Consider the following 21,925-nt stretch of genomic DNA (forward strand, 5'->3'; position numbering starts at 1 on the left):
GTAATCAGTGGGTATTAAAGTATACAAACCGACGACAAATGGTCGTCGTAACATGACAAGCCTTGACTTTGCTGAAATTACGACTAACAAACCTGAGAAATCATTGTTGGTATCACTTAAAAGTAAAGCGGGCCGTAACAACAACGGACGCATCACTGTACGTCACCAAGGTGGCGGACACAAACGTCATTACCGTGTGATTGACTTTAAACGTCATCACGATGACGTCGTTGCTAAAGTTGCGACGATCGAATACGATCCAAACCGTTCAGCAAACATCGCTTTGGTTGTTTATGCTGATGGTGTTAAAACATACATCCTTGCACCTAAAGGTCTTGTTGTTGGTCAAACCATCGTTTCTGGCCCAACAGCCGACATCAAAACTGGTAACGCTTTGCCACTTGCAAACATTCCAGTAGGTACATTGATTCACAACATCGAATTGAAACCTGGTAAAGGTGGTCAATTGGTACGTTCAGCGGGTGCTTCTGCGCAAGTACTTGGTCAAGAAGGTAAATACACACTCGTGCGTTTGCAATCTGGCGAAGTTCGCATGATTCTCTCAACTGCACGTGCAACAATCGGTGTTGTCGGTAATGGTGAGCACAGCCTTGTCAATATCGGTAAAGCTGGTCGTAACCGTTGGAAGGGTATCCGTCCAACAGTCCGCGGTTCAGTTATGAACCCGAACGATCACCCACACGGTGGTGGTGAAGGTAAACAACCCGTTGGTCGTAAATCGCCATCTACACCATGGGGCAAACCAGCACTTGGTCTTAAAACACGTAACAAGAAAGCGAAATCAAACAAGCTTATCGTTCGTCGTAAAAACCAAAAATAATCTATCCGCCAGCTCCGGCTTAGCACCGGTAGTGGTAAATCAGGATGTTGAGGCGACTGTTCTGAGTTGTATAAAATTAGGATTTTGCCGTAAGCGAACGCAGTTCGTGCGGCCAAAATATCTATTTTCCTAAACTCAAGGAGCCGAAACTCAACTCATATTAAAGGAGAAACCATAACACATGGGACGCAGTCTTAAAAAAGGCCCTTTCGTCGATGAACATTTGATGAAAAAGGTTGTTGCGCAAGAAGGCAACGAAAAGAAAACAGTTATTAAAACTTGGTCACGTCGTTCTACGATCTTCCCTAACTTCATCGGTTACACGATTGCAGTTTATGATGGTCGCAAACACGTGCCAGTATATATCCAAGAAGACATGGTCGGACACAAATTGGGCGAATTCGCACCAACACGTACTTACCGTGGCCACGCAGCAGACGATAAAAAGACACGTCGTTAATTTATAGAGGAGGAAAAAAATGGCAGAAATTACTTCAGCTAAAGCAACTGCTCGTACAGTCCGCGTTTCACCTCGTAAATCACGTCTTGTAATCGACTTGATTCGTGGAAAAAACGTTGCAGATGCTATCGCAACACTTAAATTCACACCGACTAAAGCAGCAAATGAGATTGAGAATGTTTTGAACTCTGCAATCGCAAACGCTGAAAACAACTTTGGTCTTGAAAAAGCAAACCTTTTCGTTTCAGAAGCCTACATCAATGAAGGCCCAACAATGAAACGTTTCCGTCCACGGGCGAAAGGTTCTGCTTCACCAATTAACAAACGCACAAGCCACATCACTGTGGTTGTGACAGAAAAATAAGGAGGTAAAATCGTGGGTCAAAAAGTACATCCTATTGGTATGCGTGTCGGCATTATTCGTGACTGGGACGCAAAATGGTATGCTGAAAAAGAATACGCAAGTTACCTCCATGAGGACCTTGCAATCCGTAAACTTGTTCAAACTAAACTTGCGGATGCTTCAGTTTCAACTATCGAAACTGAACGTGCTGTCAACAAAGTCATCGTGACTTTGCACACAGCTAAACCAGGTATGGTTATCGGTAAATCAGGCGCAAGCGTTGATGCACTTCGTGCTGAATTAAACGCTTTGACTGGTAAACAAGTTCACATCAACATCGTTGAAATCAAAAAACCTGACCTTGATGCTCACCTTGTCGGTGAAGGTATCGCGCGTCAACTTGAACAACGTGTGGCTTTCCGTCGTGCTCAAAAACAAGCTATCCAACGGACGATGCGTGCGGGTGCCAAAGGTATCAAAACACAAGTATCTGGTCGTTTGAATGGTGCAGATATCGCCCGTGCTGAAGGCTATTCAGAAGGAACTGTGCCATTGCACACACTCCGTGCTGATATCGACTACGCATGGGAAGAAGCAGATACAACTTATGGTAAACTTGGCGTTAAAGTTTGGATTTACCGTGGCGAAATCTTGCCAACTAAAAAATCAGTGAAAGGAGACAAATAATGTTAGTACCTAAACGTGTGAAACACCGCCGCGAATTCCGTGGTAAAATGCGTGGGGAAGCTAAAGGCGGCAAAGAAGTCGCATTTGGCGAATTTGGTCTCCAAGCAACAACTTCTCACTGGATCACAAACCGTCAAATCGAGGCAGCTCGTATTGCCATGACACGTTACATGAAACGTGGTGGTAAAGTTTGGATCAAAATCTTCCCTCATAAATCTTATACTGCAAAAGCTATCGGGGTCCGTATGGGTTCTGGTAAAGGGGCACCTGAAGGTTGGGTTTCTCCAGTTAAACGCGGTAAAGTCATGTTCGAAATCGCAGGTGTTTCTGAAGAAATCGCTCGCGAAGCATTACGTCTTGCATCACACAAACTTCCTGTAAAAACTAAGTTTGTCAAACGTGCTGAGGAGGAAACAAATGAAGCTTAATGAAGTAAAATCACTTTTGACAGAACTTCGTGGTCTTTCAGCTGAAGAACTCGCAACACGCGAACAAGATTTGAAAAAAGAATTGTTCGACTTGCGTTTCCAAGCAGCTGCTGGTCAGCTTGAAAACACTGTCCGCCTCAACGAAGTTAAGAAAACAATTGCTCGCGTGAAAACTGTTCAACGCGAAGCGAAATAATAGATAGGGAGAAACCTTTAAAATGGAACGTAATCAACGTAAAGTTTATCAAGGCCGCGTGGTTTCTGACAAAATGGATAAAACCATCACTGTTGTCATCGAAACAAAACGTAACCACCCTGTCTATGGTAAACGTATTAACTACTCTAAAAAATTAAAAGCTCACGACGAAAACAACTCAGCAAAAACTGGTGACATCGTTCGCGTGATGGAAACTCGTCCTTTGTCTAAAGACAAACGTTTCCGTCTTGTTGAAATCGTTGAAGAAGCAGTCATCATCTAACATTCTAAAAGGAGGAATTTGCTGTGATTCAATCAGAATCTCGTTTGAAAGTTGCTGATAACAGCGGTGCCAAAGAAATTCTTGCTATCAAAGTCCTAGGTGGCTCTGGTCGTAAATTCGCTGGTATCGGTGATGTTATTGTTGCATCTGTAAAAGCTGCAGCTCCTGGCGGAGTTGTTAAAAAAGGTGAAGTTGTCAAAGCGGTTATCGTGCGTACTAAATCAGGCGCGCGTCGTACAGACGGTTCATACATCAAGTTCGACGAAAATGCTGCTGTCATCATCAAAGATGACAAAACGCCTCGTGGAACACGTATTTTTGGCCCAGTTGCTCGCGAATTGCGTGAAGGTAACTTCATGAAAATCGTATCATTGGCACCAGAAGTACTTTAAGCTTTAAATTTCGTTTTAAAACTTAAACCAACAAAACACAAACACAGTCCCCTTATGACAATAAGGGTGTCGCAACTTGCGACGTAAGAAAATTAGGAGAAAATTCAAATGTTTGTCAAAACAGGTGATACTGTCAAAGTCATCGCAGGCAAAAGCCGCGGTTTGACCGGTAAAGTCATTAAAGCTTTGCCAAAAGCTAACAAAGTCGTTGTTGAAGGTGCTAACCTGATCAAAAAACACCAAAAACCAAACAACGAAAATCCAAACGGTGCGATTCTTGAACTTGAAGCGCCTATCCATGTGTCAAACGTCCAAGTCCTTGACAAAAATGGTGTAGCTGGCCGTGTGGGTTATAAAGTTGAAGGCGACAAAAAAGTGCGTTACAACAAAAAATCTGGCGAAATCCTAGATTAATAGACACGGAAAGGAGAATATAATGACTAATCGTTTGAAAGAAAAATACACTAACGAAGTAATCCCAGCGTTGACTGAAAAATTCAACTACACATCTGTTATGGCTGTGCCAAAAGTTGATAAAATCGTCCTCAACATGGGTGTTGGTGATGCTGTAAATAACTCAAAAAACCTTGATAAAGCAGTTGCTGAATTGGCTTTGATCTCTGGTCAAAAACCATTGATTACAAAAGCTAAGAAATCAATCGCTGGTTTCCGCTTGCGTGAAGGCGTAGCGATCGGAGCGAAAGTAACACTCCGTGGCGAACGTATGTACGAATTTCTTGATAAATTGGTATCTGTCTCTCTTCCACGTGTCCGTGACTTCCATGGTGTGTCAAACAAAGCGTTTGACGGCCGCGGTAACTACACGCTAGGTGTGAAAGAACAGCTCATCTTCCCAGAAATTACGTATGATAACGTAGATAAAGTTCGTGGTTTGGACGTTGTGATCGTCACAACTGCTAACACTGACGAAGAATCACGTGAATTGCTTGCTAAACTTGGCATGCCTTTCGCTAAATAATATAGGAGGTAAATATCTTGGCTAAAAAATCAATGATTGCAAAGAACAAGCGTCCAGCTAAGTTCACAACGCAAGCGTACACACGTTGCGAAAAATGTGGTCGTCCACATTCAGTATACCGTAAATTCCAACTTTGCCGTATTTGCTTCCGTGAATTGGCATATAAAGGGCAAATCCCAGGCGTTCGCAAAGCATCTTGGTAATTTTTGACGCTGTCTGCTTCGTTGGTATTCAGTTCACAACCGCAAGGTTGCTTCGCTTCCACCGCCTCGCAGACAACGCCAAAAACTTTTACTTAGCATTTGCTTCGTTAACACCTTCTTCGCAGCCGCAAGGCTAGCTCAGTCGGCGTTGCCTCGCAACTGCGTCGTAAAAACGTTACTTAGCATTTGCTTCGTAAAAACCTTGCTTTTTGAATGATGGGCTTAGGTTTGACTTAAGTTGCTGAATTCTGGTAGTTATAAATCTGCTGGCAATGTTGCTAGTAGAGTCGTTAATGAACAAGTGATGTTCGCATCAAACTATTCATAATAGGAGAAAAATTAAAATGGTAATGACAGATCCAATCGCAGATTTCCTCACGCGTATTCGTAACGCTAACATGCGTAAATTCGAAGTCGTTGAAGCACCTGCATCAAAAATCAAACGCGATATCGCAAACATCCTCAAAACTGAAGGTTACGTTAAAGACGTAGAATTCATCGAAGATGACAAACAAGGGATCATCCGTGTTTTCCTTAAATACGGTAAAGATGGCGAAAAAGTTATCACTAACTTGAAACGTATCTCTAAACCTGGTTTGCGTGTTTACGTGAAATCTGGTGAAGTGCCTAAAGTCCTTAACGGTCTTGGTACAGCTGTGATTTCAACTTCTGAAGGTGTTGTGACTGATAAAACAGCTCGCGCTAAAAACATCGGCGGAGAAGTTCTCGCTTACGTTTGGTAAGAATTGCTTTTCAATTCTATCTGCAACTGGAAATTCGATAGTTTAGCTATCGAAACCCGTGAAAACAGTTCGCTGTCAAGCGGATTGACAATTTAACAGGAGACAAACATGTCACGTATTGGTAATAAAATTATTACTATCCCTGCTGGCGTTGAGGTGAAACTTGACGGCCATACAGCGACAGTAAAAGGTCCTAAAGGCGAGTTAACACGTACTTTCTCTAAGGACATCGAAATCAAAATCGAAGGTACTGAAATTACTTTGCATCGTCCAAACGATTCGAAAGAAATGAAAACAATCCATGGCACAACGCGTGCTAACCTTAACAACATGGTAGTTGGTGTATCTGAAGGGTTCAGAAAAGAACTTGAAATGCGCGGGGTTGGTTACCGTGCGCAACTTGCTGGCAGCAAATTAACTTTGTCAGTCGGTAAATCTCACCCAGATGAAGTCGTTGCACCTGACGGTATCACTTTTGAAGTGCCATCAAACACACAAATTAACGTGTCTGGTTCAAACAAAGAAGTGGTCGGCGAAGTTGCAGCCTACATCCGTGGTTTACGCCCACCAGAGCCTTATAAAGGCAAAGGGATTCGTTACGTTGGCGAATTTGTACGACGTAAAGAAGGTAAAACAGGTAAATAAGCTCGTTTTAAGTTTTGTAGCTTTGGCTTACGCAACTTAACGGCTTACTGTTTGGCTTAAAACAACCAACAATAACCTCTTGGAGAGAGTTTGGCTGCGCAAAGTGGCTTGACAGCTACTAAGAGGGACTAGAAAAAATAAGAGGTAAATATTGTGATTTCTAAACCAGATAAAAATAAAACGCGTCAAAAACGCCATCGTCGCGTACGCGGTAAAATCTCTGGTACTGCAGAGCGCCCACGTTTGAATGTTTTTCGTTCTAACACAAACATCTATGCACAAGTAATTGATGACATAGCAGGTGTAACGCTCGCAAGTGCCTCATCGTTGAAAGAAAACGGTACTAAAACGGAACAAGCTACAGCAGTTGGTACTGCAGTAGCTAAAGCAGCAGTCGCTGCTGGTGTTTCTGAAGTAATCTTCGACCGTGGTGGATACCTTTACCATGGACGTGTGCAAGCACTCGCTGAGGCTGCACGTGAAAATGGACTTAAATTCTAAGGAAAGGGGTAGACACTAAAATGGCTAGAAACGAAGAAGTAAAAGAATTCGAAGAACGCGTTGTTGGTATCAACCGTGTTACTAAAGTTGTTAAAGGCGGACGTCGTCTGCGTTTTGCAGCGCTTGTTGTAGTTGGTGACCGTAACGGTCGCGTTGGATTTGGGACTGGTAAAGCACAAGAAGTACCAGAAGCTATCCGTAAAGCTATCGAATCAGCTAAGAAAAACTTGATTACAGTACCCATGGTTGGTACAACTGTACCGCATCAAGTCCTTGGCGAATTTGGCGGCGGTAAGATCTTGATCAAACCTGCTGTCGAAGGGGCCGGCGTCGCAGCTGGTGGTGCTGTACGTGCCGTCCTCGAACTTGCTGGTGTGGCTGATGTCACATCAAAATCACTTGGTTCAAACACACCAATCAACGTTGTTCGCGCAACTGTTGACGGTTTGAAACAACTTAAACGTGCTGAAGATGTTGCTGCATTGCGTGGCGTATCTGTGGCAGACTTAGCGTAAGGAGGATATCATGGCTCAAATTAAAATTACTTTGACTAAGTCTCCAATTGGCCGCTTGCCTGCCCAACGCGCAACAGTTAAAGCGCTTGGCCTTGGCAAATTGTCAAGCTCAGTCATCAAAGAAGAATCACCTGCTATCAACGGTATGGTCACTAAGATCGCACACTTGGTAACAGTTGAAAAAGTTTAATAGGCTAACTATTAATCAAAAATAAAGCGAGCCTGACACTTCCGCGATTTCCCGCGAAAGTGTCTTGGCGTTTAGTAAAGGTTATCTCTGAAAAGAGAGACCATAATAGGAGAAATTTATAATGAAATTAAATGAACTCAAAGCTGCTGAAGGTAGCCGTAAAGTCCGTAATCGTGTTGGTCGTGGGACGTCGTCTGGTAATGGTAAAACATCTGGTCGTGGTCAAAAAGGTCAAAAATCTCGTTCAGGCGGCGGTGTCCGTCTTGGTTTCGAGGGTGGTCAAACACCTTTGTTCCGTCGTATGCCTAAACGTGGTTTCTTGAACGTTAACCGTAAAGATTACGCTATCGTCAACCTTGACACTTTGAACCGTCTTGAAGATGGCGCAACTGTTTCTGCTGAAACATTGCTTGCAGCTAAAATCATCAAAGATGTGAAATCTGGTGTTAAAGTTCTTGGTAACGGCGAACTCACAGTTAAAAACCTTAAAGTTGAGGTAGCTAAAGTTTCTGCTTCTGCAAAAGCTGCTATCGAAGCTAACGGTGGTTCAGTTGTAACTCCTGAAGCCTAAAAACAATCATTAGTCTGACGGGAATTCCCATCAGACTTTTGGTACTTTTAGTCAGTCATTTGAATTTTAGCTTAAATTATAGTATAGTTAAAGGAATGAAACTTATTTTCAGAATACTATGAGATAAAGCTGATTTAAAATCAGAATAAAGGGGTTCTATGTTTTTTAAACTCTTGTTTCAAGCGTTCAAGGTTAAAGAGATTCGAGCTCGAATCTTGTTCACGCTTGGCATCCTTTTCGTTTTCCGCTTAGGGGCGCACATTACCGTCCCCGGGATTAACGTTAATAACTTAAATGCCTTGAGCGACCTGCCATTTTTGTCAATGATGAACATGGTATCAGGGAATGCGATGCAGAGCTTTTCGGTTTTTGCCATGGGCGTGTCGCCGTACATCACGGCTTCTATCATCGTCCAACTCCTGCAAATGGATATTCTCCCCAAGTTTGTCGAATGGGGCAAACAAGGTGAGATTGGCCGCCGAAAACTCAATCAAGCCACGCGATACATTTCGCTGGTCTTAGCCATGCTCCAATCCGTTGGGATTACAGCAGGCTTTCAAGCTATGAGTGCGCAAAATATCGTGACCAATCCAACTTGGCAGACCTATCTGTTTATCGGTGCTATCTTAACGACGGGATCGATGATCGTTGTCTGGTTAGGTGAGCAAATTACCGATCGTGGGTTTGGTCAAGGGGTTTCTGTCATCATCTTTGCGGGGATCATCTCTTCAATTCCTGGTGCCATTAGTCAAGTTTATCAAGATAAATTTGTCAATATTCGCCCAGGAGAATTGTTCAACTCTAGCGTGTTTGTTGTGATTTTGCTGGTTGCCATGGCAGCTATCGTCTTCATCACAACATTTGTCCAACAAGCTGAGCGTAAAATTCCAGTTCAATATACGAAACTGGTACAAGGTGCGCCGACAAGTTCTTACTTGCCACTGCGGGTCAATCCTGCGGGCGTGATTCCGGTCATCTTTGCCAGTTCGATTTCAACGGCACCTCAAACGGTTTTACAGCTCTTGCAACATTCAAATAAGAATATTGCTTGGGTTGAAACTGTCAAGAATGCCTTGGATTATAATACTTGGACAGGGATGGTCTTCTACGCCTTGTTGATTGCGCTCTTTACATTCTTCTACGCCTTTGTTCAGGTCAATCCTGAAAAAATGGCGGAGAATTTACAAAAGCAAGGATCCTATATTCCGTCTGTTCGTCCCGGTAAGGGCACAGAAAAATATATCTCACGTTTATTGATTCGTTTGTCAACGGTTGGTGCGCTCTTCCTCGGCTTAATCTCGATTATTCCGATTGTTGCGACTAATTTGTTTGACTTGCCTAAAATGGTAGCCCTTGGTGGGACGAGCCTTCTGATCTTGATTTCTACTGCGATTCAAGGTGCGAAACAGTTGGAAGGTTATATGTTTAAACGCCAATATAAAGGCTTCATGGACGATCCAATTAAATGATAAAAGGCTGGTCGAAAGACTAGCTTTTTTGATACCCAAAAAGAAACCCCGCTTAATGTTGTCAAAAGGCAGCGAAAACGCTAAAATAGAAAGGTAGAGAAAAATAGACAAATTGGAGAAAAAATGAACTTACTAATCATGGGCCTACCAGGTGCTGGTAAAGGAACGCAAGCTGAAACAATCGTTGAAACGTATGGGGTACAACATATCTCAACTGGAGATATGTTCCGTGCTGCAATGAAGAACGAAACTGAGATGGGCAAATTAGCCAAATCTTTCATTGATAAGGGAGAATTGGTTCCTGATGATGTCACAAACGGGATTGTAAAAGAACGTTTGGCACAAGATGACATCCAAGCATCAGGTTTCTTGCTGGATGGCTTCCCACGGACGATTGAACAAGCTGAGGCGCTTGATGCCATGTTGGCTGATTTAGGGATTAAGCTGGATGCGGTTGTGAATATTGATGTCGACCCGTCTATCTTGGTTGAGCGTTTGTCTGGTCGTTTTATCTGTCGGACGTGTGGTGCGACTTACCATAAAGTGTTCAACCCAACTAAAATTGAAGGCACGTGTGATAAATGTGGCGGGCATGATTTCTATCAACGCGAAGATGACAAGCCTGAAACGGTTAAAAATCGTTTAGACATCAACATCAAACAAGGGGCACCGATTCTTGAGCATTATGGCAAACTTGGTCTAGTTAAAGACGTTGACGGACAACAAGATATTGACAAAGTCTCAGCAGCCATTAAAGCTATTTTAGGCTAAACAAACGTTGCATTAAAAGTTAAAATAAATTCGCATCATTAACTTGTAAAAGTCGGACTAGTATGGTATAATATCCTAGTCCGACTTTTAGATATTTATCAAAAATGGACAAATTTAAAGAGGAGGTAAGTTGACGTGGCAAAAGATGACGTAATCGAAATTGAAGGCAAAGTGATTGACACAATGCCTAACGCGATGTTCACAGTTGAACTTGAAAATGGACACAAAATTTTGGCGACTATTTCAGGCAAAATGCGAAAGAATTATATCCGCATCTTAACTGGTGACCGTGTTACTGTTGAGATGTCGCCGTATGATTTGACCCGTGGACGTATTACATACCGCTTTAAGTAGTCCAAACATTTTTATAGGAGGTATATACAATGAAAGTAAGACCATCGGTTAAACCAATGTGCGAATACTGCAAAGTGATTCGTCGTAACGGTCGTGTTATGGTAATTTGCCCTGTCAATCCAAAACACAAACAACGTCAGGGATAGAAAGGAAATATAAAGAATGGCTCGTATTGCTGGAGTTGATATTCCAAACGATAAGCAAGTTGTAATTTCACTGACTTACGTTTACGGAATCGGTCTCAAAACGTCACAAAAAGTTCTTGCCGCCGCTGGCGTTGCAGAAGATATTCGCGTGAAAGATTTGACAACTGACCAAGAAGATGCTATCCGTCGTGAAGTTGATGGACTTAAAGTTGAAGGCGACCTACGTCGTGAAGTCAACCTGAACATCAAACGTCTCATGGAAATCGGTAGCTATCGTGGCATGCGTCATCGTCGTGGATTGCCGACTCGTGGTCAAAACACGAAGAACAACGCACGTACACGCAAAGGCCCTGCTAAATCTATCGCAGGCAAGAAAAAATAAGAAAGGAGATAAACATTGGCTAAACCTACTCGTAAACGTCGTGTCAAGAAAAATATCGAATCTGGTGTTGTCCACATTCATGCAACTTTCAATAACACAATCGTGATGATTACAGACGTTCATGGTAACGCGCTTGCTTGGTCATCTGCTGGTGCTCTTGGCTTCAAAGGATCTAAAAAATCGACTCCTTTCGCTGCTCAAATGGCATCTGAAGCTGCTGCTAAGTCTGCTCAAGAACATGGTTTGAAAACTGTAGCCGTTACTGTTAAAGGTCCTGGACCAGGTCGCGAATCTGCGATCCGCGCACTTGCAGCTGCAGGTCTTAACGTAACAGCAATCAGCGATGTGACGCCTGTACCCCACAATGGTGCACGTCCTCCAAAACGTCGTCGTGTATAATTTCTAGAGTGCTTGTTGCTACTCTAACATTTTGCACTGAAAGGATATACACATGATTGAGTTTGAAAAACCAAAAATTACAAAATTTGATGAAGCTAATACCTATGGCAAATTTGTCGTAGAGCCGTTAGAACGTGGATATGGGACAACCCTTGGCAACTCTTTGCGTCGTATTCTTCTATCGTCACTTCCTGGGGCTGCTGTTACAAGCATCCAAATTGAGGGTGTCCTCCATGAGTTCACAACCATTCCAGGGGTACATGAAGATGTGATTCAAGTGATTCTTGCGATTAAAGGACTTGCAATCAAATCATATGTTGAAACGGAAAAAATCATTGAACTTGACGTCACAGGTCCTGCAGTTGTTACAGCTGGAGATATCTTGACAGATAGCGATATCGAGATTGTCAACAAAGATCATTACCTCTTCACACTTGCGGAAGGTCACTCTGTGAACGCTCGTATGACTGTGAAATCAGGCCGTGGTTATGTCCTTGCAGAAGATAATAAACAATCAGACGCACCTATCGGGACAATCGCTGTGGATTCATCTTACACACCTGTCAACAAAGTCAATTACCAAGTTGAACCAGCGCGTGTGGGTGAAAAAGATAACTTTGACAAATTGTCACTTGAAATCTTTACCAACGGTACAATCTCAGCAGAAGATGCCTTGTCATTATCTGCAAAAATCTTGACTGACCATTTGAGTCTCTTTGTCAATCTGTCTGAAGTGGCGCAAGCTGCGGATACATTGGTTGATAAAAATGAGGTCAAACCAGAGCGTGCTTTGGATAAAGTCATCGAGGAACTTGATCTTTCTGTTCGTTCATACAACTGTTTGAAACGTGCTGGTATTAATACCGTCGCTGATCTTGCGGATATGAGTGAACCAGAAATGCTCAAAGTGAAAAACTTGGGTCGTAAATCTTTAGTGGAAGTTAAAGATAAACTTGAAAGCCTTGGCTTGTCACTTAAAAAAGACTAAATTAAAATCTAATAGGAGGAATCATGGGTTACCGTAAACTTGGACGTAAATCTGATCAACGTAAAGCAATGCTTCGCGATTTGACGACTGACTTGATCATCAACGAATACATCGTAACAACTGAAGCTCGCGCTAAAGAAGTTCGTAAAACTGTTGAAAAAATGATTACACTCGGAAAACGTGGCGATCTTCACGCACGCCGTCGAGCTGCTGCTTACGTACGTAATGAAATCGCTGAAAAAGATTTCAACGAAGAAACTGAAACTTTCCCAACTGCACTTCAAAAATTGTTTGGCGACATCGCGACACGTTATGAAGGCCGTAATGGTGGATATACACGTATTCTTAAAACTGAACCACGCCGTGGCGATGCTGCACCGATGGCAATTATTGAACTTGTATAATAGTTGATATCAGTTTAAAAACTAAATAAAGCAGTAAGGGGCACCTGTCAGTCTAATTTTGTAGTGTTTTCGAAACTATTTTTGAAAATGACACAGAGTTTGCCAGTGTGACCCGATAGTCTTCATCAATCTTTTGTGGAGTGTTATGATGGTGGTGCTTGCACTTAGTCTAGCTCTTACTGTCTAGTCTTAAAAAACTAGGCCGCTTGTCCTTTGGATAAGTGGTTTTTATTTTGTCTTAAATGACTTGTATTTACGCCAACTATGTTAGAATAGATTAAAAGAATTCAAATGATGAAGTGATGAGATGAAGGAGCAAGGATTGGATATTGCACGCGAGCTCTTGCGTGAGCGTTATTTTACAAATTTGAAACAATCGGATGATTTATTTGTCGGGATTGAGTTGGAACTGCCGATTGTCCATTTGACGGGTGATGCCGTTGATTTTTCAGTTGTAGTCGCTCTGTTTGATGAAATGGTTGAAAAACTTCCCTTGTCGATTGAGAAAACGGATGATAATGGTCAAGCTATTCAACTGATTTCTGATGACACTGATGATCGGATTTTATTTGAAGTGGGCTATAATACGCTAGAATTTGCTTTTGATAAGGCAGACAAAATCGGTCAAGTCGAAATGCGTTTTCTAACTTATCTCGCCGTCATCCAACCATTTTTGAAAGAACGACATCATCTCTTGACGGGGCTCGGTGTCAATCCTTTTTGGGATAAAAATGATAATCGACCTGTCGCTAGTCCGCGCTATGAGATGTTGCTGGCTTATTTGAAGCTAGGAGCTGCTCGAGAAGATGTTCGCGTTAGCCAAGCCAACTATTGTGCTTTCATTCAAGGGAGTCGTGTCCAGTTAGAGGTGACGGCTGATAATTTGATTGCCACGCTCAATGCTTTTAATGCTATAGAGCCAGTAAAGGCATGGCTTTTTGCTAATTCTTATCTCTGGAATGGACAATTAGAGACTTTGATTTCACGCGATGTTTTTTGGGAGGGATCAATACATGGGGTGTTTCCGGAAAATGTTGGCGTTTTTCCAGAAGCATTTGCTGACGAAGCGGCATTTCTTGATTATTTGATGAAAACGGCTTTATTTACACGAACTTCTGACCAGGATACTTATTATTTTGAACCCATTCAGGCGGTGGATTATTTTAATCATGATGAAATTCCCGCTTTTGATTTAGCTGGTAATGATCTGGTCTTAACGCCAAGTCCTTATGATTTTAATGCACACCGAAGTTATCAGTATCAGAATCTCACAGCGCGTGGCACGGTTGAATGTCGAAGTAGCTGTGCGCAACCTATGTCGGCTTCTTTTTCAGTCGCTGCATTTCACCTGGGCTTGATGCAGGCGTTACCAGTCTTTGAAGCTTTAATTACCAATCATGCTTTTTACGAAGATTACGGTCGGGATTATCCCGAACTTCGTCGGAGATTTTCAGCAATCAACTTATCACCAGAGGAAGTAGAAGACGCTGCCAAATTGGCTCAAGATTTATTAGACTTGGCAGCCATAGGTCTTGATAAACGTGGGTTTGGAGAAAGAAAATATCTAGCGCCACTCTATCAGCGTATCGAGACAAAAGAAAATCCAGCCACCAAAGCCTTGCGCTTGCTTAAAGCTGGCAAAACATTATCAGAAATATCGGAGATTTTTGCAGATGGAAAAGACATTTAAGGTATCAGCTGGCCACAATCATATGAATTGTGAGATAAAGGCGATGTTAGGTCTCCTCAGCTATCGAGAGTGTGAAATTCTGGATGCTCAAACACCTCCTAATCTCCTGTTATGATGAGATAGGAACTTCCGAAACAGTATGCCTTAGTCCGATGACCGTGAGCAAACACGGTTTTTATTTGACAAAATTTTCTGATAATTACTTGACGTAAGGTTTAAAAATGTTAAAATGGTAACAATAGATTTGTTTGAAAAAAGGGGAAATTTAAGTTTAATTTTAGAATTGAACCCATTCTCATGTTAAAAGCTACAAATCAACGCAAGTTTTTTAAGATGATTGCGAATAACTTAGACAGGCAAGGAAGGCACTTATGAAATTCACATACAACGGTACGACAACAGAAGTTGAACTCAACAAATACTCTAAAACGCTGACGCAAGATCCAACACAACCCGCAACACAAGCCATGTTTTATGGCATTGGCTTTAAAGAAGAAGATTTCGATAAGGCGCAAGTTGGGATTGTCTCAATGGACTGGGACGGCAATCCTTGCAACATGCACTTGAATCAGCTTGGACAAAAAGTCAAGGCATCAGTGGATGCGACTGGAGACCTTTTAGGCTTACAGTTCCACACGATTGGTGTTTCTGACGGGATTGCTAACGGAACGGACGGCATGCGCTATTCGCTCGTGTCACGTGAAGTGATTGCGGATTCTATCGAGACCAATGCTGGTGGCGAATATTATGACGGAATTGTCGGGATTCCCGGCTGTGATAAAAATATGCCGGGGACGATTATTGGCATGGCACGCTTGGATCGTCCGTCGATTATGGTTTATGGTGGGACGGTTGAGCATGGTGAGTATCATGGTCAGTCTCTGAATATCGTCTCAGCTTTTGAGGCCTTGGGTGAAAAATTAACAGATAACATTTCTGAAGAAGATTACCATGGCGTGATTTCTAATGCCATTCCTGGCCAAGGTGCTTGTGGTGGCATGTATACGGCAAATACCATGGCGGCAGCCATCGAAACACTTGGCATGACCCTGCCGTTTTCATCAACCAACCCAGCCAAGTCTGACGAAAAGCAAGAAGAGGCAGCGTCGGTTGGTGAATACATGAAGACGCTCCTAGCTCGGGATATTAAACCGAGCGATATCATGACACGGGAGGCTTTTGAAGATGCCATCACCGTTGTGATGGTGCTTGGTGGCTCAACCAATGCCGTTTTACACTTGATTGCTATGGCGCGGACAGTTGGCATTGATTTGACACAGGACGATTTTCAGGCGATTTCTGATCGCACCCCTGTGATTGGCGATTTCAAGCCTTCTGGCAAGTACATGCAAGAAGATTTGCACCGTATCGGTGGTCTGCCAGCGGTTCTTAAATTTCTCCTGAAAGAAGGCCGAATTCATGGCAATCGGATGACCGTCACAGGTAAAACCTTGGCAGAAAATCTTGAAAATGCAGCAGATTTAGACTTTACCGTTCAGGATATTATTAGACCCTTTGATAAACCAATCAAAGCTACAGGTCATCTACAAATTCTCTATGGCAACCTCGCATCAGGTGGTTCAGTCGCTAAAATTTCTGGTAAAGAAGGCGAGCAATTCACGGGGACTGCACGGGTCTTTAACGGCGAACAACACTTTATCCAAGGGATTGAGACCGGGCGTTTGCACGCCGGTGATGTTGCTGTAATTAAGAATATCGGGCCAGTCGGAGCGCCTGGAATGCCAGAAATGCTGAAACCAACGTCCGCTTTGATTGGGGCAGGCTTAGGGAAATCAGTTGCGCTGATTACGGATGGGCGTTTCTCAGGTGGGACACATGGGTTTGTCGTCGGCCATATCGTCCCCGAAGCCGTCAAAGGTGGTGTCATTGGGCTAGTTGAAGATGATGACATTATCGAAATTGATGCCATTAACAATACTATCAATCTGAAAGTATCTGATGAGGAATTAGCAAAACGTCGCGCAGCTTACCAACAACCAGTGCCTAAAGCAACGCGCGGTGTCCTAGCGAAATTTGCGAAGTTGACAGATGATGCCGCACACGGTTGTATTACAGACTTTTAAGTCAGTTTAATCTTGATAAATGAAAAAACAACTGGTCAACGTGCCAGTTGTTTTGATTAGGCCAGAGCGTTAGCGGATGTTTTCTAAAATTTGGAGGGATTAAGAGGAGACTTTCGTGTTGCTTGAATAGAAAATGGTTGCGTATTCAGGGATGATATTCTTTTGAAATTACTTGAAAAAAGACTGTAAAAGTGTTAAAATCTAAACATAATTCATAATTTTCAGAAATTTCGAAATATGAAAATCCTTAAAAGGAGAGCGAATATTGAAACAAATCAAACTTGAAACACCTAAAAGTGGCTCACAACTCGTCCTTGATACCCTTAAAGAATTGGGGGTTGACACGATTTTTGGCTATCCGGGCGGTGCCGTTTTGCCACTCTATGATGCCATTTATGATTATGCGGGCATTCAGCATATTCTGGCGCGCCATGAACAAGGGGCAACACACGAAGCAGAAGGGTATGCTAAATCATCAGGAAAATTGGGGGTTGCCTTAGTCACGTCAGGTCCCGGGGCAACGAATGCCATTACTGGTATTGCGGATGCCAATGCCGATTCGGTGCCCATGCTCGTTTTCACGGGTCAAGTGGCGACACCAGGTATCGGTAAAGATGCTTTTCAAGAGGCGGATATTATTGGTGTGACCATGCCCATTACCAAATATAATTATCAAATTCGTGAAACGCAAGACATTCCGCGCGTGATTACTGAGGCGGTGCATATTGCGACGACGGGGCGACCAGGTCCAGTTGTGATTGACCTGCCTAAAGATATTGCAGCCCAAGAAGTCGACTATATCAATGACACGACGATTGATTTGCCCTCTTATCACCCAACAGTCGAGCCAAATGCCAAGCAATTGAAAAAAATTGTTGAACTACTTGCTAAAAAGAAACGCCCCTTGATTTTAGCGGGCGGCGGTGTTAATTATTCAGATGGGAATCTTGCTTTAATCCAATTTGCTGAAAAATATCAAATTCCAGTCGTCTCTAGTTTACTTGGCTTAGGTGCGATGCCTGTTGAAAATCCCTTGTTTTTAGGAATGGGTGGCATGCACGGCTCCTACGCTGCCAATATGGCGTTGGCTGAGACGGATTATCTGATCAATTTTGGCAGTCGATTTGATGACCGTTTGGCTTCAAATCCAGCTTTATTTTTGAAAGATGCCACGGTGGCACATATTGACATTGATCCAGCAGAGATTGGTAAAATCGTCAAAACAGATTTGCCAGTAGTAGGCGATGCTAAGCGCGCCTTGGAAATTTTGCTTAAAGTCGAAGCGCCTACGACTGATTTTTCGAAGTGGTTCAACCAAGTTCAGGATAATGCGCAAAAAGCGCCCTATAGTTATGAACCAGAGCCGAATTTTAACAAGCCACAAGAAGTCATCAAGTTAATCGGCGACTTGACAAATGGCGATGCGATTATCGTTACTGATGTTGGACAACACCAGATGTGGGCTGCGCAATGGTACCCTTATAAGAGTAATCGTCAGCTCATCACGAGTGGTGGGCTCGGCACCATGGGCTTTGGCATTCCTGCAGCCATTGGGGCAAAATTAGCCAATCCAGATAAAGAAGTTATCGTTTTTGTTGGCGACGGTGGTTTCCAGATGACCAATCAAGAACTCGCGATTTTAAACGGTTATCATATTTCGATTAAAGTCGTCCTATTTAACAATCATTCATTGGGCATGGTGCGTCAATGGCAAGAAAAGTTCTACGAGGAACGTCGCAGTCAATCCGTCTTTGATCTAGAACCAGATTTCCAATTACTAGCTGAGGCTTACGGTCTCAAACACGACAAGTTTTTAAATCCTAAAACGATTGCCGAAGATTTAAAAGTCATCACAGAAGATGTACCAATGGTTCTGGAAGTTGGTATTTCTAGAGAAGAACAAGTTTATCCGATGGTGCCTGCAGGTTGGCACAATGACGAAATGTTGGGGGTGAAATTCAATGCGTAGAATGTTAACAGCCAAACTCAATAACTCAACAGGTGTTCTCAACCGTTTTACAGGTGTTTTGTCGCGGCGCCAAGTCAATATCGAAAGTATCTCTGTCGGGCATACGGATGTGCCCCATATTTCACGGATTACGATTATTATCGATGTGGCGAGTATTGACGAAGTTGAACAAATCATTAAGCAGCTTAATCGTCAAGTAGACGTTTTAAGGGTGCGTGATATTACAGATGTCCCGCATATCGAGCGAGAGGTCATTCTGGTCAAGGTATCAGCGCCTGCTAGTATCCGAGCAGAACTGTTCGCCATGATTCAACCTTTCCGTGCGAGCGTCGTCGATGTCGCACCTAAGACGGTAACTATCCAATTAACGGGTGGCTACGATAAAATCGAAGCCCTGCTGAGGGTTGTCAAGCCATATGGCATTAAAAATATTGCCAGAACAGGTGTGACTGGCTTTACACGGGATTAAAAGGCAATTATAAATTTACCCTTGACAAATTGTCTGAAAAATCGTAAAATTATATCATATTTAGAAATTGATTGAATTTTCTATCTTTTATAGCTTGCTGAAGATTAATTGGTGAGGGGAAAGATAGAACACTAAACAGCTTATAGGAGAAGATAAAACGATGGCAGTAACAATGTATTATGAAAACGACGTCAAAACACCGGCGCTTGCTGGCAAACAAATCGCAGTGATTGGCTATGGTTCGCAAGGTCATGCGCATGCCCAAAACTTGCGTGACTCAGGCGAAAATGTCATCATCGGTGTGCGTGTAGGGAAATCATTTGATGCTGCGAAAGAAGACGGTTTTGATGTCTATCCAGTGGCAGAAGCTGTGGCAAAATCTGATGTGGTCATGATTTTGGCACCAGATGAAATCCAAGCGGATCTTTATGCGAAAGACATTGCGCCTAATCTTAAAGATGGTGCAGCGATTGGTTTTGGCCATGGCTTCAATATTCATTTTGGTTATATCAAAGCACCAGAAACAGTTGATGTCTTCATGCTTGCGCCTAAAGGACCAGGTCATTTAGTGCGCCGGACTTATACGGAAGGCTTTGGCGTGCCAGCACTTTTCGCAGTTTATCAAGATGCGACAGGAAATGCGCGTGATATCGCTATGGACTGGGGTCGTGCAGCAGGTGGTGCGCGTGTTGGGATGCTCGAAACAACTTTTAAAGAAGAAACTGAAGAAGACTTGTTCGGTGAACAAGCGGTACTTTGTGGCGGGACAACGGCCTTGATTGAGGCAGGCTTTGAAACGTTGACAGAAGCGGGCTATGCACCAGAATTGGCTTATTTTGAAGTCCTGCATGAATTGAAACTCATCGTTGACCTGTTATACGAGGGTGGTTTCAAGAAAATGCGTCAATCTATTTCAAATACAGCAGAATACGGTGACTATGTCGCAGGGTCGCAAATCATCACAGCTGAAGTTAAAGCGAACATGAAAAAAGTCCTCAATGACATTCAATCGGGTGCATTTGCTAAAGATTTCGTAGAAGACTATAAAGCGGGTAATCCGAAAATGAAAGCTTTTCGTGCCGCAGCCGCAGATCTTGAGATTGAAAAAGTGGGTGCTGAATTGCGTCAGGCAATGCCATTCACGCAAGCCAATGATGATGCAGCTTTCAAAATCTATAACTAAGCCAAAATACAGACAAGGCTGTCTATCGTTTTTAACTTGGAAGAAAGCTGAGCCTAGTCTCGGCTTTCTTTTCGATTAGTTCAAAAAATGAAGGAATTTAAAATATGGTCACTTACAAAGATGTGTTAGCCGCAAATGACGTGTTGAAAAATGTTGTCATCCAAACACCGATGAGACGGGATAGCTATTTGTCTGAAAAATATGGCGCAAATATCTACCTCAAACAAGAAAATGTCCAAAAAGTCCGCTCGTTCAAGCTACGAGGGGCTTATTATGCCATCCATAATCTGCCACAAGACAAACTAAAAAATGGTGTTGTGTGTGCCAGTGCGGGAAATCATGCCCAAGGTGTGGCGTATACCTGTCAGGAATTAAAAATCTCTGCAACGATTTTCATGCCGACGACCACACCTCAGCAAAAAATCACACAAGTTAAATTTTTTGGCGGAGATTATGCGGAAATTGCACTTGTCGGGGACACATTTGACGAGTCCGCGGCCGCAGCAAGTGATTATGCTCGCCGTGAGAGCAAAACATTCATCGATCCATTTGATAATCCAGACGTCATTTCGGGTCAAGGGACAGTCGCGGTCGAAATTTTCGAAGCAGCGCAAGAAGAACATCTTAAAATTGATGTCCTTATGGCTGCAGTTGGCGGTGGTGGCTTGATTTCAGGTGTCTCAGTTTACGCTAAACATGCGAGTCCTGAAACAAAAATCATCGGTGTTGAAGCCTCAGGCGCACGGTCAATGCAAGCAGCATTTGATAATAAGGCACCGATTAAACTTGAGACGATTGATAAATTTGCAGACGGCATTGCCGTCCAAAAAGTCGGTCAATTAACCTACCAAATCGCCAAAGAAAATGTCGATGAACTTGTGCATACGGATGAAGGTCTCATATCGAGCACGATTTTAGACCTCTACTCTAAACAAGGCATTGTCGTTGAACCAGCAGGCGCGACCAGTGTTGCAGCCTTGGAGTTAATCAAAAATGACATCAAAGGTCAAACAGTTGTTTGCATTATTTCGGGTGGCAATAATGACATCAATCGGATGCAAGAAATCGAAGAGAAAAGTCTGATTTACGAAGGTCTTAAACACTATTTTGTTGTGAATTTTCCGCAAAGACCTGGCGCCCTGCGTGAATTTGTTAATGATATCTTAGGCCCGCACGATGATATTACGCGATTTGAATATATCAAGCGTGCTAACAAAGGCACAGGGCCAGTATTGATAGGTATTTTGTTAGCAAGCAAGCATGATCAAGCACAGTTGATTGAACGTCTTGCAGCATTTGATAGTAAATTTATAGATTTGAAAGGTCAAGAAAGTTTGTATAATTTACTGGTTTAAACCGTATTGAAAAAGATTAAAAATAAATCTCAATTATTTTCAAAAAAGAGTTGACACGGGGGTATAGATTTGATAAGATAATAAAGTACTCAAAACGGGGTCACGAATGATAGAAAAGAAAATAAAAAAACTTTTCGAAAAAGCGTTGACAAAGCAATGAAGTTTTGGTAGAATTAAATAGTTGTCTCGCAAGAAGCGGGAGATCTGAAATAGACCTTTGAAAACTGAATAAAACAGAAAACAAACCAAGTACAGACGTTGTCTAGCAATAGATAACAAACTGTC

Annotated in this window: 31 protein-coding genes; all 31 read left to right on the forward strand. The window is 42.7% G+C overall.

Translation table 11 applies throughout. The features are described 5' to 3' along the window. Nucleotides 1–7 precede the first annotated feature (7 nt). Complete coding sequence (rplB, locus tag RsY01_RS08625; RefSeq protein WP_094785143.1) at nt 8–841, forward strand: 50S ribosomal protein L2; 834 nt, start codon at nt 8–10, stop codon at nt 839–841. A 181-nt stretch (nt 842–1,022) separates the two neighbouring features. Beyond that, nucleotides 1,023–1,301 carry a 30S ribosomal protein S19 gene (gene rpsS, locus RsY01_RS08630; protein WP_094785144.1) on the forward strand — a complete coding sequence of 93 codons (279 nt, stop codon included), beginning with the start codon at nt 1,023–1,025 and terminating at the stop codon, nt 1,299–1,301. Nucleotides 1,302–1,320: 19 nt separating this feature from the next. After that, nucleotides 1,321–1,665 carry a 50S ribosomal protein L22 gene (gene rplV, locus RsY01_RS08635; RefSeq protein ID WP_003138094.1) on the forward strand — a complete coding sequence of 115 codons (345 nt, stop codon included), beginning with the start codon at nt 1,321–1,323 and terminating at the stop codon, nt 1,663–1,665. Between the two features lie 12 nt (nt 1,666–1,677). Next, nucleotides 1,678–2,331 carry a 30S ribosomal protein S3 gene (gene rpsC / locus RsY01_RS08640; protein WP_003138093.1) on the forward strand — a complete coding sequence of 218 codons (654 nt, stop codon included), beginning with the start codon at nt 1,678–1,680 and terminating at the stop codon, nt 2,329–2,331. Continuing rightward, nucleotides 2,331–2,759, forward strand: a complete 429-nt coding sequence (rplP, locus tag RsY01_RS08645; protein WP_094785145.1) for a 50S ribosomal protein L16 — start codon at nt 2,331–2,333, stop codon at nt 2,757–2,759. Before rpsC ends, rplP begins: the two co-directional genes overlap by 1 nt. Next, nucleotides 2,749–2,955, forward strand: a complete 207-nt coding sequence (gene rpmC / locus RsY01_RS08650; RefSeq protein ID WP_003138091.1) for a 50S ribosomal protein L29 — start codon at nt 2,749–2,751, stop codon at nt 2,953–2,955. The genes rplP and rpmC overlap by 11 nt, the downstream gene beginning before the upstream one ends. 22 nt (nt 2,956–2,977) lie before the next feature. After that, nucleotides 2,978–3,238, forward strand: coding sequence for a 30S ribosomal protein S17 (gene rpsQ / locus RsY01_RS08655; protein ID WP_003138090.1), 261 nt, complete (start codon nt 2,978–2,980; stop codon nt 3,236–3,238). Nucleotides 3,239–3,261: 23 nt separating this feature from the next. Continuing rightward, nucleotides 3,262–3,630, forward strand: a complete 369-nt coding sequence (gene rplN / locus RsY01_RS08660; RefSeq protein ID WP_094785146.1) for a 50S ribosomal protein L14 — start codon at nt 3,262–3,264, stop codon at nt 3,628–3,630. A gap of 108 nt (nt 3,631–3,738) precedes the next feature. Beyond that, complete coding sequence (rplX, locus tag RsY01_RS08665; RefSeq protein WP_094785147.1) at nt 3,739–4,044, forward strand: 50S ribosomal protein L24; 306 nt, start codon at nt 3,739–3,741, stop codon at nt 4,042–4,044. A 22-nt stretch (nt 4,045–4,066) separates the two neighbouring features. After that, entirely contained in the window at nt 4,067–4,609 is a 543-nt protein-coding gene (gene rplE / locus RsY01_RS08670) for a 50S ribosomal protein L5 (protein ID WP_061774332.1), read from the forward strand. A gap of 17 nt (nt 4,610–4,626) precedes the next feature. Then, a complete protein-coding gene (locus RsY01_RS08675) occupies nt 4,627–4,812 on the forward strand; it encodes a type Z 30S ribosomal protein S14 (RefSeq protein ID WP_094785148.1) in 186 nt (61 codons plus the stop codon). Nucleotides 4,813–5,156: 344 nt separating this feature from the next. Continuing rightward, on the forward strand, nt 5,157–5,555 hold the full coding sequence (rpsH, locus tag RsY01_RS08680; protein ID WP_061774333.1) for a 30S ribosomal protein S8: 399 nt from the start codon (nt 5,157–5,159) through the stop codon (nt 5,553–5,555). Between the two features lie 108 nt (nt 5,556–5,663). Next, a complete protein-coding gene (gene rplF / locus RsY01_RS08685; protein WP_094785149.1) occupies nt 5,664–6,200 on the forward strand; it encodes a 50S ribosomal protein L6 in 537 nt (178 codons plus the stop codon). Between the two features lie 153 nt (nt 6,201–6,353). Continuing rightward, nucleotides 6,354–6,701 (forward strand): 50S ribosomal protein L18, encoded by a 348-nt coding sequence (gene rplR / locus RsY01_RS08690; RefSeq protein ID WP_094785150.1) that lies wholly within the window; start codon nt 6,354–6,356, stop codon nt 6,699–6,701. 20 nt (nt 6,702–6,721) lie between these two features. Further along, the gene (gene rpsE, locus RsY01_RS08695) at nt 6,722–7,216 is read left to right on the forward strand and encodes a 30S ribosomal protein S5 (protein WP_031366999.1); all 495 of its coding nucleotides are present in this window, start codon (nt 6,722–6,724) and stop codon (nt 7,214–7,216) included. A 10-nt stretch (nt 7,217–7,226) separates the two neighbouring features. Beyond that, nucleotides 7,227–7,406: a 50S ribosomal protein L30 gene (gene rpmD / locus RsY01_RS08700; protein ID WP_003138079.1), complete on the forward strand. Its 180-nt coding sequence runs from the start codon at nt 7,227–7,229 to the stop codon at nt 7,404–7,406. Between the two features lie 121 nt (nt 7,407–7,527). Beyond that, a complete protein-coding gene (rplO, locus tag RsY01_RS08705) occupies nt 7,528–7,977 on the forward strand; it encodes a 50S ribosomal protein L15 (RefSeq protein WP_094785151.1) in 450 nt (149 codons plus the stop codon). 158 nt (nt 7,978–8,135) lie between these two features. After that, nucleotides 8,136–9,446, forward strand: a complete 1,311-nt coding sequence (gene secY, locus RsY01_RS08710) for a preprotein translocase subunit SecY (RefSeq protein WP_094785152.1) — start codon at nt 8,136–8,138, stop codon at nt 9,444–9,446. 123 nt (nt 9,447–9,569) lie between these two features. Continuing rightward, nucleotides 9,570–10,217, forward strand: coding sequence for an adenylate kinase (locus RsY01_RS08715; RefSeq protein ID WP_094785153.1), 648 nt, complete (start codon nt 9,570–9,572; stop codon nt 10,215–10,217). A gap of 135 nt (nt 10,218–10,352) precedes the next feature. Then, on the forward strand, nt 10,353–10,571 hold the full coding sequence (gene infA, locus RsY01_RS08720; protein WP_003138071.1) for a translation initiation factor IF-1: 219 nt from the start codon (nt 10,353–10,355) through the stop codon (nt 10,569–10,571). A gap of 29 nt (nt 10,572–10,600) precedes the next feature. Further along, the gene (gene rpmJ, locus RsY01_RS08725) at nt 10,601–10,717 is read left to right on the forward strand and encodes a 50S ribosomal protein L36 (RefSeq protein ID WP_072353646.1); all 117 of its coding nucleotides are present in this window, start codon (nt 10,601–10,603) and stop codon (nt 10,715–10,717) included. A 16-nt stretch (nt 10,718–10,733) separates the two neighbouring features. Next, nucleotides 10,734–11,099 carry a 30S ribosomal protein S13 gene (rpsM, locus tag RsY01_RS08730; protein WP_031367004.1) on the forward strand — a complete coding sequence of 122 codons (366 nt, stop codon included), beginning with the start codon at nt 10,734–10,736 and terminating at the stop codon, nt 11,097–11,099. A 15-nt stretch (nt 11,100–11,114) separates the two neighbouring features. Continuing rightward, entirely contained in the window at nt 11,115–11,498 is a 384-nt protein-coding gene (gene rpsK / locus RsY01_RS08735; RefSeq protein ID WP_003138068.1) for a 30S ribosomal protein S11, read from the forward strand. A 52-nt stretch (nt 11,499–11,550) separates the two neighbouring features. Then, nucleotides 11,551–12,486, forward strand: coding sequence for a DNA-directed RNA polymerase subunit alpha (locus RsY01_RS08740; RefSeq protein ID WP_094785154.1), 936 nt, complete (start codon nt 11,551–11,553; stop codon nt 12,484–12,486). 23 nt (nt 12,487–12,509) lie between these two features. Then, nucleotides 12,510–12,890, forward strand: a complete 381-nt coding sequence (gene rplQ, locus RsY01_RS08745; RefSeq protein WP_094785155.1) for a 50S ribosomal protein L17 — start codon at nt 12,510–12,512, stop codon at nt 12,888–12,890. Between the two features lie 307 nt (nt 12,891–13,197). Next, the gene (locus RsY01_RS08750; RefSeq protein WP_238594970.1) at nt 13,198–14,580 is read left to right on the forward strand and encodes a glutamate-cysteine ligase family protein; all 1,383 of its coding nucleotides are present in this window, start codon (nt 13,198–13,200) and stop codon (nt 14,578–14,580) included. 371 nt (nt 14,581–14,951) lie between these two features. Next, nucleotides 14,952–16,664: a dihydroxy-acid dehydratase gene (ilvD, locus tag RsY01_RS08755; RefSeq protein WP_094785156.1), complete on the forward strand. Its 1,713-nt coding sequence runs from the start codon at nt 14,952–14,954 to the stop codon at nt 16,662–16,664. A 265-nt stretch (nt 16,665–16,929) separates the two neighbouring features. Continuing rightward, entirely contained in the window at nt 16,930–18,633 is a 1,704-nt protein-coding gene (locus RsY01_RS08760) for an acetolactate synthase large subunit (RefSeq protein WP_094785157.1), read from the forward strand. Beyond that, nucleotides 18,626–19,102, forward strand: coding sequence for an acetolactate synthase small subunit (gene ilvN, locus RsY01_RS08765; RefSeq protein WP_094785158.1), 477 nt, complete (start codon nt 18,626–18,628; stop codon nt 19,100–19,102). The genes RsY01_RS08760 and ilvN overlap by 8 nt, the downstream gene beginning before the upstream one ends. A 160-nt stretch (nt 19,103–19,262) precedes the next feature. Beyond that, complete coding sequence (gene ilvC, locus RsY01_RS08770) at nt 19,263–20,285, forward strand: ketol-acid reductoisomerase (RefSeq protein ID WP_094785159.1); 1,023 nt, start codon at nt 19,263–19,265, stop codon at nt 20,283–20,285. A 104-nt stretch (nt 20,286–20,389) separates the two neighbouring features. Then, nucleotides 20,390–21,640 carry a threonine ammonia-lyase IlvA gene (gene ilvA, locus RsY01_RS08775; protein ID WP_094785160.1) on the forward strand — a complete coding sequence of 417 codons (1,251 nt, stop codon included), beginning with the start codon at nt 20,390–20,392 and terminating at the stop codon, nt 21,638–21,640. Nucleotides 21,641–21,925: the final 285 nt, after the last annotated feature.

This window comes from Pseudolactococcus reticulitermitis (assembly GCF_002260845.1).
In the GTDB taxonomy this organism is placed as follows: Bacteria; Bacillota; Bacilli; order Lactobacillales; family Streptococcaceae; genus Pseudolactococcus; species Pseudolactococcus reticulitermitis.

Coding starts and splice junctions, on each gene's coding strand:
- rplF (WP_094785149.1), top strand. CDS start 5,664: ATGTCACGTATTGGTAATAAAATTATTACTATCCCTGCTGGCGTTGAG.
- rpsM (WP_031367004.1), top strand. CDS start 10,734: ATGGCTCGTATTGCTGGAGTTGATATTCCAAACGATAAGCAAGTTGTA.
- rpmD (WP_003138079.1), top strand. CDS start 7,227: ATGGCTCAAATTAAAATTACTTTGACTAAGTCTCCAATTGGCCGCTTG.
- rplQ (WP_094785155.1), top strand. CDS start 12,510: ATGGGTTACCGTAAACTTGGACGTAAATCTGATCAACGTAAAGCAATG.
- ilvN (WP_094785158.1), top strand. CDS start 18,626: ATGCGTAGAATGTTAACAGCCAAACTCAATAACTCAACAGGTGTTCTC.
- rplE (WP_061774332.1), top strand. CDS start 4,067: ATGACTAATCGTTTGAAAGAAAAATACACTAACGAAGTAATCCCAGCG.
- ilvD (WP_094785156.1), top strand. CDS start 14,952: ATGAAATTCACATACAACGGTACGACAACAGAAGTTGAACTCAACAAA.
- RsY01_RS08750 (WP_238594970.1), top strand. CDS start 13,198: ATGAAGGAGCAAGGATTGGATATTGCACGCGAGCTCTTGCGTGAGCGT.
- secY (WP_094785152.1), top strand. CDS start 8,136: ATGTTTTTTAAACTCTTGTTTCAAGCGTTCAAGGTTAAAGAGATTCGA.
- rplV (WP_003138094.1), top strand. CDS start 1,321: ATGGCAGAAATTACTTCAGCTAAAGCAACTGCTCGTACAGTCCGCGTT.
- rpsS (WP_094785144.1), top strand. CDS start 1,023: ATGGGACGCAGTCTTAAAAAAGGCCCTTTCGTCGATGAACATTTGATG.
- RsY01_RS08715 (WP_094785153.1), top strand. CDS start 9,570: ATGAACTTACTAATCATGGGCCTACCAGGTGCTGGTAAAGGAACGCAA.
- rpmC (WP_003138091.1), top strand. CDS start 2,749: ATGAAGCTTAATGAAGTAAAATCACTTTTGACAGAACTTCGTGGTCTT.
- ilvC (WP_094785159.1), top strand. CDS start 19,263: ATGGCAGTAACAATGTATTATGAAAACGACGTCAAAACACCGGCGCTT.
- ilvA (WP_094785160.1), top strand. CDS start 20,390: ATGGTCACTTACAAAGATGTGTTAGCCGCAAATGACGTGTTGAAAAAT.
- rpmJ (WP_072353646.1), top strand. CDS start 10,601: ATGAAAGTAAGACCATCGGTTAAACCAATGTGCGAATACTGCAAAGTG.
- rplX (WP_094785147.1), top strand. CDS start 3,739: ATGTTTGTCAAAACAGGTGATACTGTCAAAGTCATCGCAGGCAAAAGC.
- rpsQ (WP_003138090.1), top strand. CDS start 2,978: ATGGAACGTAATCAACGTAAAGTTTATCAAGGCCGCGTGGTTTCTGAC.
- rpsE (WP_031366999.1), top strand. CDS start 6,722: ATGGCTAGAAACGAAGAAGTAAAAGAATTCGAAGAACGCGTTGTTGGT.
- rplO (WP_094785151.1), top strand. CDS start 7,528: ATGAAATTAAATGAACTCAAAGCTGCTGAAGGTAGCCGTAAAGTCCGT.
- rplP (WP_094785145.1), top strand. CDS start 2,331: ATGTTAGTACCTAAACGTGTGAAACACCGCCGCGAATTCCGTGGTAAA.
- RsY01_RS08740 (WP_094785154.1), top strand. CDS start 11,551: ATGATTGAGTTTGAAAAACCAAAAATTACAAAATTTGATGAAGCTAAT.
- rpsH (WP_061774333.1), top strand. CDS start 5,157: ATGGTAATGACAGATCCAATCGCAGATTTCCTCACGCGTATTCGTAAC.